Here is a 5,870-nt window from a genome sequence, read left to right as displayed (position 1 = left end):
TACCATAATTTTATTTTTTTAATATCCTAAATATATGACTTCTAACGGAAAAGCTACCGAAGGTTTAGTTCAACATCCCATTGGCAAAATGGCGGGGTAACGGCTAAGTTGAAAGTTTCTGCATATTTAGCCGCCGAATGTGTTCCACATTCAGCTTTTTTTAATAATTTAGCTTCTGTGGAAACACATCGGCTACGTTCTTGCTAAATTGAACTTTCGGTTCAATTTATCCGCCACTTCGCCAATGCGTTTCCCGTTGTGCGTCATAGAAAAACTCACTCAAAATTAGAAAAATATAAAAATGACAAATGAAATAATAACTCACGAGAACAAAGAATTTAAAAATGTTGATTATTCTGGAAAAACATTAAGAAATAGAGAATTTTTTAAATGTAAGTTTATATCGTGCATTTTCGTAAAAAGTGACTTGAGAGGAAATAGTTTTGAAGAATGCACTTTTCAGGACTGTAACTTTTCAATGACAGAAATAGAAGGAACGGGTTTTAGAAACGCAAGCTTTATAGGAAGCAAAATTCTTGGAATTGATTTTACAAGATGCAACAATTTTGCATTTTCTTTCAGATTTGAGAATTGTATTATGGATTATTGTACATTTTTTGGGACAAAGTTAAAGAATACGCACTTTGTAAAATGTTCTCTTAAAGAAGCAGATTTTACTGAATCGGATTTATCTTCAGCAGTTTTTAATGACACAGACCTTACAGGAACGAGGTTTTTAAATACTATACTTGAAAAGGCGGACTTTAGAAATGCAAAAAACTTCGCTATTGACCCTGAATTTAACAAACTTAAAAAAGCAAAATTTTCTGCATTTCAACTAGAAGGATTGCTATATAAATATCAATTGATTATTTCTTGAACAAAAAAAAATAATTACGAACGCACAACACCGTATATAAGCTATGGCTCGTTCTGTGCCTATTTGGAAAATCCTGCGGTTTGCCAAAGTTAGTTTATATTTGGAGAGGTTCGTGCCGAGACACGCCACAGCTCATATACATAACGTTATGGGCCATTTTTGAATGACAATGCGAATAGATACAGACAAACAAATGAATTTACTTAGTGATAAGAACGTTGCAATAATTGGTGGTGGACCCGTTGGACTGACTATGGCAAAATTATTACAGCAAAACGGCATAGACGTTTCAGTTTACGAAAGAGACAACGACCGAGAGGCAAGAATTTTTGGTGGAACCCTTGACCTACACAAAGGTTCAGGTCAGGAAGCAATGAAAAAAGCGGGATCGTTACAAGGATGGCGGTATGATTTTGCGGGCTGATTTGGTAAAAAGTAGCGAGGCAGTCAACATTGAACACGTGACACATACCTTCACTTGGGTTTATCCGCGTCAAGAAGCTGCAGTGAAACCATTTTATATTCTACCGGAGTTTGATTATGGCATCCATCGTCCGGATTTTTTCACCCCTGAGGTACAAACCAAAAGCAACTTGTTTTACACCGATTCAAGAGCACTTTTTCAAAGTCATTCGAAAGGATCTGTTGAATATAAGGTAGATGCTGATTCCACGGTTGTGACTCATTACAAATTGCTTTTGTCAGGGTATTATGCCCAAGAGTATTCAGAAGGGATACTTCGCAATCCAATTAATTTCTCAAAAAAATTCACCCCAACGATCCACAAGGTGGTGGCTCCGGATGGAACCTATCATTGGGTAATTGGTTATTTTCTCACGGAAGAAGAGGCCAGGGGAACACAGGTTCACGATGCAGTAATTCCAAATCCCCGCATGGTGTTCATTTCACCTACAATTTACAAAGTACTTCCATGAAAGTAGCATTGATTGTTGCTGTTGATCAGCAATTCGGTATTGGAAAGAACAATGATTTGATGTGGCATTTGCCTGCAGATATGAAATTTTTCAAAGAAACAACCACGGGACATATTGTGGTTACAGGTAGAAAAAACTACGATTCCATTCCGGAACGTTTTCGGCCGTTGCCCAACCGCGAGAATGCGGTCTTAACACGCAATACCGAATATCATGCTCCTGGAGCAGTTGTTTTTTCTTCCTTGGAATCCTGTTTGGATCATTATAAAAATGAAGTGGAACGAACCGTTTTCATAATTGGAGGCGGACAAATTTACCGAGAAGCTTTAGCGCTTGATTGTGTTCAAGAGATGTTTATTACCCATGTGCAGGGCGAATTTGGTGCAGATACCTTCTTCCCGAAATTCGAAGCTGTCGCTTGGAATGTTGAAACGGTAGCAACCCAAGCAGTGGATGAGAAAAATGCCTATGCGTTTGAAGTGAAAAGGTATTGGAGGTAACGTGATTACTTGATGAGAAATAAGAAATCATTGTCTACCTACTTTCGTTATATTTGATCAAATAAAGAAACAAACCTGCACAAAAACATCAAGTATTATGCTGTTTTGTACAGAAAAGCCGTATCAATAAATAAGTTATGTGTAATTTTAGCCGCAAACGCAGTTAAAACAAAAAGGCTCCGAATTTCGGAACCTTCTTTTTATCATTTCATTTTTCTAAAAAACTTGTACAACAAATCGATTTTATTTGAACAAAGAATTGGCATTGCTTCAAAAAGGGTTTCTTCATCCCATTCCCACCATTTCATTTCCTGCAATTTTTGGATGTCATCATCACTAAATCTCTTTTTTATCAATTTGGCTGGATTTCCCCCTACAATTGAATAAGGTTCAACATCTTTTGTAACCAAAGCACGACTGCCAATAACAGCTCCATCTCCTATCTGAACTCCTGGCATTATCATAGCTTCACTACCAATCCAAACATCATTCCCAACAACTGTATCTCCTGCTTTTTGAAATCCATCTTGGCTTTTACTGAAAACATCAAATTCAGACATATAAAAAAATGGAAAACTGGAAATCCAATCATATTTATGACCTTGATTACCTGCCATTATGAAACTTGCACCGCTCCCTATTGAACAATAAGAACCGATAATTAGTTTATCGACATCATTCCTGTCCGGAAACAGATAACGAGCACAATCGTCAAATGAATGACCGTGATAATAACCAGAATAATAAGAATATTTACCCGAAATTATATTGGGATTAGTTATGTGGTCTTTGATTATTTTTCCTTTAAAAGGACTTTCGAAGTAATTTTTCATTATTTAACATATTTAATTTACAATAAGAGACAATAAGGAAACGAAGAATAATACTAAACTATTCTCTTCCTATACGTTGCGTAAAGTAAATTTGCTAATCTGATAATTTCATCTGACAAAGATACTAAAAAACTACACATAATAACTAAGCTTTCGTCTTGCCCGGAGGGCGTAAGATGAAAGCCCGTTGAACGGAACCTTTGGGAGCTTAATACGTATTATGGAGTTTTCGAAGTGGAGCTTTAAGATATACAAGCAGTAATTTTAGATTACTGCTTTTTTTGTGTTTGAATTGGTGTTGTTTAATCACTTTTCGGTGTTTTTAGAAACAGCCAAACACAAGTTCCCTTACCCGTAAAAGCTAATTCACAGAGGCAAGTGTATTTCCGATAAGATACATTTCCGGTGGACCTCTTTGCCCAAAAACATGCAAGGTGATCAGATTGCCGACTTTACAACAATAGCATTTTTTATGTTGGGTTTTGGGCTCAATTATTGGGCGTACAACATTTAACTCTTTTTGTAATTGTTGGAGCTTTCCACGTTTCCAACTGCTACTTACTATTCCGTAATGTCGGATGCGTACAAAACGTTTGGGTAAAATATGTAAGCTAAATCGCCTTGTAAATTCTTCGTTTTTTAAGGTGAGTTGCTTGGTTTTACTTCCGTCTTTATAATCTTTATAATTAATAGTAACCTCGTGATCGGTTATGTTCTTTATCCGATGATTGCTTATCGCAACCTTGTGCGTATATCTGCCTAAATATTCGATTACTTGCTTTGGCCCACCAAAAGGACGCTTGGCATAAACCACCCAATTCTTTTCAAACAAACCTTGTAAGAGTTGAGGATCTACTAATTTTTCTTTGCGCAACAATGCTACATATTTGGCCCGAAAAACCTTACTCAAAGCTTTTACTGCAAACAAATATTTATCGGTTTTTATCTTGCGTTTCCAATTGCCATTTGCTCCAATTCCCCCACCTGGAATAATGCAGTGCAAGTGCGGATGCAAGCTTAAATTTTGTCCCCATGTATGCAGAATGGCGATCATTCCTAATTGCAATCCTTCCGTTTTTCCAAATTGAGACAACGTAGCCCAAGTTGCTTCAAATAGTATTCTATACATGATTTGAGGATGCGAGATGGCTAAACCATTAAGCGTATCAGGCAAGGTAAACACCAAATGATAATACGAACAAGGTAATAAATCTTGTTCGCGAGCCTGAATCCATTCTTCGCGTTTGTGTCCTTGACATTTGGGACAATGCCTGTTTCTGCAACTGTTGTAACTGATGCTGATGTTTCCGCAAGAATCACAAGCATCTACATGTCCGCCCAAAGCAGATGTCCTGCATAAAGTCAACGCTCGGAGTGTTTTCTCCTGATGAATGGTGAAGTTTTGATGAGATAAATCAACCTTCCGAAGCACATCGGCTATTTCCCACTGCGGCTGCATAAAGCAAAAACGGTATCTAATGGACTGTGTATTTTTTGATTTTCGAGCTGACAAACGTGCAAATATTCCATGGTGGTTTCTACTCGTTCGTGCCCCATGAGTTTTTGAACTTGAAGAATATTCACACCATCTTCCAACAAATGCGTAGCGTAGCTGTGGCGCAAAGTATGCGTATGTACATCTTTTAAAATTCCAGCTTTTTTACAAACCGATTGAATCGCCCATTGAACGCCACGTTGACTATAACGCGAATCAAATCCTTTGGCATCTTTGGTGTTGCCAGTAAATAAAAAAGTAGTCGGATGTTCAATTGAAATGTACTTTTTTATCCCTCGAATAATATGATCAGAAAGCGGAACATAACGATCTTTTTTACCTTTACTTTGAACGATATGAAGTAATTTTCGATCAAAATCTAAGTGTTTCAATTCAATATTTCGAACTTCCATGCAACGAAGCCCACAACCGTAAATCAAACCAATTAAAATGCGATGTTTAAGCAAATCGGCATGTTGAAGCATTCTCCAAATTTCTTCACGACTTAGTATTACGGGTAGTTTTTTTTCTTTAGGAATCGATGGTAAATGAAGGTAATCGTACCGAAGGTTTTCGGTTTTTAGCAGAAAGCGTAATCCGTAAACCGTATGTTTAAAATACGATTGCGATGGTGAATGAGAACGTTGTTGTAGTTCAAACAGATAGTCTTTAACCTGTTCGGGATCTAAATCGGTAGGTAAAGCACCAAAATGAAGCGCAAGGGCAGCCACATGACGTGAATAATTTTCAAACGTGCGTTTGCTTCGTCCTAAAATAGAAATATTTCGTTCAAAACGTTGCAGAAGTTCAGAAAAACCATTAATTTCACAACAAGCGCGATTCAAATATTTGTTCGCTCTTAATTCCTCCGGAGATTTTTTTTAGTCACCATAGTATCAATTATTTAATAGTTAATAAATACTAAGGTACAAAATCATCGCAGCGAAAGCTACCGGAGGTTTAGTTCAACATCGCATTGGCAAAATGGCGGGTTAAGTTCAAAATTCAACTTTTGTGCTTTTTATTCCGCCGAATGTGTTCCACATTCGCTTTTTATTTGTAAGTTAGCTCTGTGGAAACACATCGGCTACGTTCTCGCTAAATTGAACTTTTTGTCCAATTTATCCGCCACTTCGCCAATGCGTTTCCCGTTATGTGCCATTTTTGAATGACAATGCGAATAGATACAGACAAACAAATGAATTTACTTAGTGATAAGAACGTTGC

Annotated in this window: 6 protein-coding genes and 1 pseudogene; 4 read left to right on the top strand and 3 right to left on the bottom strand. The window is 37.1% G+C overall.

Annotation, left to right across the window (positions count from 1 at the left end; translation table 11 throughout):
- The first annotated feature begins 301 nt into the window (after nt 1-301).
- From ACPDHL_RS15920 to ACPDHL_RS15905, 4 genes and pseudogenes are all read left to right on the top strand, one after another.
- Nucleotides 302-880 (top strand): pentapeptide repeat-containing protein, encoded by a 579-nt coding sequence (locus ACPDHL_RS15920; protein ID WP_182628772.1) that lies wholly within the window; start codon nt 302-304, stop codon nt 878-880.
- A gap of 163 nt (nt 881-1,043) precedes the next feature.
- A pseudogene (locus ACPDHL_RS15915) lies at nt 1,044-1,298 on the top strand (FAD-dependent oxidoreductase); the annotation flags it as partial.
- Nucleotides 1,288-1,815: a hypothetical protein gene (locus ACPDHL_RS15910; RefSeq protein WP_185250310.1), complete on the top strand. Its 528-nt coding sequence runs from the start codon at nt 1,288-1,290 to the stop codon at nt 1,813-1,815. The pseudogene ACPDHL_RS15915 and the gene ACPDHL_RS15910, both read left to right, overlap by 11 nt.
- Nucleotides 1,812-2,315 carry a trimethoprim-resistant dihydrofolate reductase DfrA49 gene (locus ACPDHL_RS15905; RefSeq protein WP_038694170.1) on the top strand — a complete coding sequence of 168 codons (504 nt, stop codon included), beginning with the start codon at nt 1,812-1,814 and terminating at the stop codon, nt 2,313-2,315. The genes ACPDHL_RS15910 and ACPDHL_RS15905 overlap by 4 nt, the downstream gene beginning before the upstream one ends.
- A gap of 203 nt (nt 2,316-2,518) precedes the next feature.
- Here ACPDHL_RS15905 and catB read toward each other — a convergent pair whose 3' ends face one another.
- The 3 genes from catB to ACPDHL_RS15890 all read right to left on the bottom strand — a co-directional run bounded on the left by catB (nt 2,519) and on the right by ACPDHL_RS15890 (nt 5,488).
- Nucleotides 2,519-3,148, bottom strand: a complete 630-nt coding sequence (gene catB, locus ACPDHL_RS15900) for a type B chloramphenicol O-acetyltransferase (RefSeq protein ID WP_010256763.1) — start codon at nt 3,146-3,148, stop codon at nt 2,519-2,521.
- Between the two features lie 361 nt (nt 3,149-3,509).
- A complete protein-coding gene (locus ACPDHL_RS15895) occupies nt 3,510-4,661 on the bottom strand; it encodes an IS91 family transposase (RefSeq protein ID WP_430533699.1) in 1,152 nt (383 codons plus the stop codon).
- The gene (locus ACPDHL_RS15890; protein ID WP_430533698.1) at nt 4,586-5,488 is read right to left on the bottom strand and encodes a tyrosine-type recombinase/integrase; all 903 of its coding nucleotides are present in this window, start codon (nt 5,486-5,488) and stop codon (nt 4,586-4,588) included. Before ACPDHL_RS15890 ends, ACPDHL_RS15895 begins: the two co-directional genes overlap by 76 nt.
- Nucleotides 5,489-5,870 lie beyond the last annotated feature (382 nt).

Source organism: Myroides sp. C15-4 (genome assembly GCF_050522745.1).
GTDB lineage: Bacteria > Bacteroidota > Bacteroidia > Flavobacteriales > Flavobacteriaceae > Flavobacterium.
This window is presented reverse-complemented; position numbering and strand designations above follow the sequence as displayed.

Bases quoted from the DNA above. Each gene is read 5' to 3' on its own strand.
- ACPDHL_RS15920 (WP_182628772.1), top strand. From the start codon at position 302: ATGACAAATGAAATAATAACTCACGAGAACAAAGAATTTAAAAATGTT.
- ACPDHL_RS15910 (WP_185250310.1), top strand. From the start codon at position 1,288: ATGATTTTGCGGGCTGATTTGGTAAAAAGTAGCGAGGCAGTCAACATT.
- ACPDHL_RS15905 (WP_038694170.1), top strand. From the start codon at position 1,812: ATGAAAGTAGCATTGATTGTTGCTGTTGATCAGCAATTCGGTATTGGA.
- catB (WP_010256763.1), bottom strand. From the start codon at position 3,148: ATGAAAAATTACTTCGAAAGTCCTTTTAAAGGAAAAATAATCAAAGAC.